This window comes from Caballeronia sp. M23-90 (assembly GCF_053574605.1).
In genome coordinates, this window is sequence record NZ_JBSIPA010000457.1 from 1 (window position 1) to 5,144 (window position 5,144).

At 62.1% G+C, this 5,144-nt stretch carries 4 protein-coding genes; 2 read left to right on the top strand and 2 right to left on the bottom strand.

What is annotated here, in order from left to right:
• Positions 1–2,378: ATP-binding protein (locus ACRXB1_RS29810; protein ID WP_449494085.1), on the bottom strand; the 2,378-nt coding region annotated here is incomplete at its 3' end.
• A 217-nt stretch (positions 2,379–2,595) separates the two neighbouring features.
• Here ACRXB1_RS29810 and hpnA point away from each other — a divergent pair.
• On the top strand, positions 2,596–3,615 hold the full coding sequence (hpnA, locus tag ACRXB1_RS29815; RefSeq protein WP_062171716.1) for a hopanoid-associated sugar epimerase: 1,020 nt from the start codon (positions 2,596–2,598) through the stop codon (positions 3,613–3,615).
• A 125-nt stretch (positions 3,616–3,740) separates the two neighbouring features.
• Positions 3,741–4,223 (top strand): hypothetical protein, encoded by a 483-nt coding sequence (locus ACRXB1_RS29820; protein ID WP_449494083.1) that lies wholly within the window; start codon positions 3,741–3,743, stop codon positions 4,221–4,223.
• Between the two features lie 49 nt (positions 4,224–4,272).
• Here ACRXB1_RS29820 and ACRXB1_RS29825 read toward each other — a convergent pair.
• Positions 4,273–5,144: glycosyltransferase (locus ACRXB1_RS29825; protein ID WP_449494084.1), on the bottom strand; the 872-nt coding region annotated here is incomplete at its 5' end.

Here is a 5,144-nt window from a genome sequence, read left to right on the forward strand (position 1 = left end):
TGCCACGTGATGATCGGCGTGCGATTTTGCGGCTTATTACGGATGTGGCGTCGATCTCTACGGAGCGAAAGACCGTTCGCGCTAGTTTGGATGCGGCGGGACGGCGCAAGGCTAAACCCGAGTGCGCCGAGATGCAGCGCGATATCGGCATGATCCGTCGATGAAACCACGTGTATGGGGATATGGCGTGTCAGCGGGTCGTGCTTGAGCCATTCGAGCACGGTCAGGCCCGATTGATCTGGCAGGCCGACATCGAGCAGAATGCCGTTCGGCTGCAACTCGCGGGCGAGTTCCACGCCATGCGTTGCAGTCGTCGCGTGGACGAAGTCGAATTCGAGTTCATGTGCGAGGTCGTGCAGGATTTGCGCGAAACGCAAATCGTCTTCGATCGCGAGGATCACGCGGTCGGGGCGCTTGCGGTTGGCGCGGTCATCGGCGATGGGTTGCGGAACATGATGGCTCGCAACCGACGCGCGCCACGACGAAGGCTCGGAGATATTCGATGCCGCCTGCGCCGTCAGATGCGCCGGCGCGTGGCTTTGCACGGGCGCTTCCTGATGCTGCGGTTCGGCGAAAGCCTCGGACGTTTCCACCGGTTCGCCCATGTGCCCGATCACATCCAGCTTTGCAGTAACCGTGCCCTCACGCACGCTCAACGGCAGCGTGACCGAAAAGACGCTGCCCTTGCCCGGCTCGCTCGAAACGCTCACCGAGCCGCCCAGCAAACGCGAGAATTCCCTCGATATCGACAAGCCCAGCCCGCTGCCGCCGTATTTGCGGCTGGTCGTGCCATCGGCTTGCTGGAATGCCTGGAAGATCAGGTCCTGCTTGTCGCGTGCAATGCCAATGCCGGTATCGCGGACATCGAAGCGCAAGGCGTCATCGTCGTCCTGGGCCTTATGCACCGACACCGTCACCTGCCCGCGCTCCGTGAACTTGAAGGCGTTCGAAAGCAGATTGCGCAGCACCTGCTGCAGGCGCTGATTGTCCGTGACGAAATATTCCGGCACGCCTTCGGCGCGCTCCGTCACGAGCTTCAGCCCCTTCGAATCCGCGATCGGCGCGAACGACTGGCGCAGCGATTGCAGCATTCCGTCAATGGCAACCGGCGCAAACTGCACGTCCATCTGCCCCGCTTCCACCTTCGACAAATCCAGGATGTCGTTGATCAGTGACAGCAGATCGCTGTTCGATGAATGAATGGTCGCGGCGTAGCGCACTTGTTCGTCGCTGAGATTGCCGTGCTTGTTGTCCTGCAGGAGCTTCGCGAGGATCAGCGAGCTGTTGAGCGGCGTGCGCAACTCGTGCGACATGTTGGCGAGGAACTCGGACTTGTACTGGCTCGCGCGCTCGAGCGCCAGCGCGTTCGCCTCCAGTTCATTTTGCGCACGCACGAGTTCCGTTTTCTGCCGCTCGAGACTGTGCGTGTGCTCTTCCAGCCGCACGTTGGTTTGTTCGAGATCGGCCTGCTGCGTTTCGAGCCGCGCCTGCGTTTCCATCAGCGCCCGGCCGCGCTCTTCGAGTTCTTCGTTCGATACCCGCAGCTCTTCCTGCTGGACCTGCAGTTCCTCGCTCTGGCGCTGCGTTTCTTCGAGCAGCTCGACCATGCGCGTCCGGTACTCCGCCGAGCGCAGCGCCATGCCCATCGCTTCGGACGCGTTGTCGAGCAGTTCACGCGTGTCGCTGAACGCGTTTTCGTCGCCAATGAAACCCAGTTCCAGCACACCGGTCACGTCGCCGTCGGCCATCATGGGTGCAACGACGCTGTGGCTCGCCGCCGCCGATCCAAGCGCTGAACCGACCTTCAGGAATTCCGCCGATGCTCCCGTGACAACGAGGGCCTTTTTCTCATCGAGCACTTGCCCGACGAGTCCCTGTCCTCGTGTAATCCGTTGCGGCACGGCGCTGTCGGCAGGCAGCGCCCACGCCGCGATGCGCTCCAGCACGTCGCCTTTGCGCGCGTACAGCACGCCGACGCGCGCCCCAACGTACGGCACCAGCGAACGAAGGATGCCTTCGCCAATCGCAGCAGGGGTGAGTTCACCGCGAATTTGCAGTCCGACCTCGACTTCGCCCTGCTTGAGCCAGGCGCTGCGTTGCAGGTTCAGCCGCGATTTGATATAGAGATGCCCCACGCCGGCCAGCACGAACATCACGATCACGCCGATCACCCGGTTGATCTGCAGCACGAACGTGGTGACAACGGCGTCGCCGGTTGTGAGGTAAAAACCCAGCACCGTCAGCACGGACGCTGCGCCGGCAGTCATGAACGGCACGTTCGGCCGGTCGACCCACATGCACAGCGCGACCGGCAGCATGTAGAACACCCAGATGGCGATTCTCAGCGGCGTGAGCCAGTCGATGGCGAACACGATCATCAGCATCAAGACGATCGCAAAGTAAAGCCACACGGAGCGGTTTCTGCTGTCTATATGCATTGGCGAGTGAATATTGTTGAGATTTTGTCAGGCGCCGAACAGGCAGCACCGGACCATAGCACGACCCGCCAGCCCTTGTCACATATGGGCCTACGGCCGATTACGACGCTTCGGAAGACGGGCAACTGTTACCTTTCAATACCAATCAGAGGAAAAAATGACTGACGCTGTACATGGTCGCAGTGGGCGCGTGCTGGTTACCGGTGCGTCCGGATTCGTAGGCTCGGCGGTTGCGCGACTGGCGCGGGAACGCGGCCTCGATGTCCGCGTTGTCATACGCAAGACCAGTTCCCGGCAGAACCTGGAAGGTCTCGATGCCGAAGTCGTGTATGGCGACATGCGCGATGAAGCGTCCATGCGCGCCGCCATGAAAGGCGTGCGGTATCTGATGCACGTGGCGGCGGACTACCGGATCTGGGCGCGCGACCCGAGCGAGATCGAGCGCGCGAACCTCGACGGCACCGAAGCCACCATGCGTGCGGCGCTCGCCGAAGGCATCGAACGGATTGTCTACACGAGCAGCGTCGCGACGCTGAAGGTGAACCCGTCGGGTGATATCGCCGATGAAACCAAACCCGCGCAAGCCCATCAGACCATCGGTGCGTACAAGCGCAGCAAGGTGCTGGCGGAGCGCGCCGTCGAGCGCATGGTCGCGAACGACGGCTTGCCGGCCGTGATCGTGAATCCGTCCACCCCGATCGGCCCGCGCGACGTGAAGCCGACGCCGACCGGGCGGATCATCGTGGAGGCGGCGACCGGCAAGATCCCCGCTTTCGTCGATACCGGCCTGAACCTCGTGCATGTGGACGACGTCGCGAACGGTCACTTTCTCGCGCTCGAACGCGGCGTGATCGGCGAGCGCTACATCCTGGGCGGCGAGAATTTGTCGCTGCAACAAATGCTCGCCGATATCGCCGGGCTGGCCGGCCGCAAGCCACCGACCATCAAGTTGCCGCGTGGCCCGCTGTATCCGCTCGCGGCCGGCGCTGAACTCTTCGCCAAGTTCAGCGGCAAGGAGCCGTTCGTCACGATCGATGGATTGCGGATGTCGAAAAACAAGATGTACTTCACGTCGGCAAAAGCGGAACGCGAGCTTGGCTACCGCGCGCGACCCTATGGCGAAGGCCTGAGTCATGCGCTCGACTGGTTTCGTGAAAACGGTTATCTGAACCGCTGATCTGCAGGCGCGCTCTGTGTTTAACGCGCGCCAACACGCATTTTGTTACAACACGTGGCACGACGCAGAGTACGCAGCAGTTAAAATCGCAGGCTCGATGCAAGGCAAGAAAAGGCATACACCGCATGAACTTAACCGACCAGCTCGGCGCGCTGGAATCAAGCCTCGATGAGCTGATTCTGGCCGCTGCTTCCACCCCCGCTGCTGATTCTCCTGTAGCTAGTTCACCCGCAGCCGACGTCGCCGCGACCACCGCGCCCGATCCGGCGCCCACGGCCGATGAAAAACCCACGCTGAATGTCTCGCGTCCCGAGAAAAACGTGATCGAGATGACCATCGGCGGAAAGACCGCGGCGTTGAGTCCCGAAGGCGTGTCGCAATTGATCGAGGAATTGTCGAACGCGCGTGCCTCGATGACCGTCGACCAGCCGAACGGCTTGCCCCCCGGCTGGCGTTATGTCGCGACCAAAAACCCCGTGATGGCGACACAGCGATATCCGAATGGTGACCGCTTGCTGGTGTTGCGCCACACGGGCCACGGCTGGGTGCCGTTCTCGTTTTCGCCGGATATGGTGATCGAGCTGTACGCAATGCTGACGCAACGGTGATGGAAGCAGGCCGTGGTTTTCAGCAACCGTGCCCGCGCAAATCAATGCATCACGGCGCCTGAACCCGCGCCTTCCACTGGCCGCCTTTTCCGCTCCAGAACCTCACTGCCGATCCCACCGTTGCGCTGACATAGAACAGCGCGACGAGCGGCAGCAGCGGCGCCCAGAAAATCGAGCGGCGGTAATACCGCAGCATTGGCGCGTAGGCGCAGCACATTGCGATCCATGCAAGCCACGCCGGCCATCCCTTCGCGCCCATGGATAGCGCAATGACCGGCGGCGCGAGATAGATCACACCCATGCCGATCAGCGTGCCCGCCAGCAACAGCGAGGAATAGCGAAGTTGCGTGAAGGCCGTGCGCGCAATCATGTTCCAGACTTCGCGCCAGTCGTCATAGGGACGCAGCGACTCGCTGTCGGCAGCGAGATCCAGACGGATTGGACGCGCCGCATTCACGCCATTGCGAAACTTGATGCGCGAAGCCAGGCTGCAGTCATCGATAAGCTCACCGCGTATCGATTCGATACCCCCCGCCTCCACCAGCGCCGCACGCCTGACCATCATGCATCCGCCCGCCGCGCCCGCCGTGCGGCTTTGCACGTCGTTGACCCATGAGAACGGATACAGCTTCGCGAAGAAAAATACGAACGCCGGGATCAACGCTTTTTCCCACGTCGAATCGCAGCGCAGACGCACCATCAGCGAGACAAGATCGCGATCCTCCAGAATCGCCCGTGCGACGAGCTGCGACGCGGCATTGGCGGGATGCTGGATATCGGCATCGGTCAGCAACAGGTAATCGGCCGGCAAGCCGAGCTTGTCGATCGCCCCGATTCCCTGCGACTGTGCCCACACCTTGCCCGACCAGCCCGCCGGCAAAGGTGCGGCCGTCAGCACCGTCAGGCGGTCTTCAAGCCCCA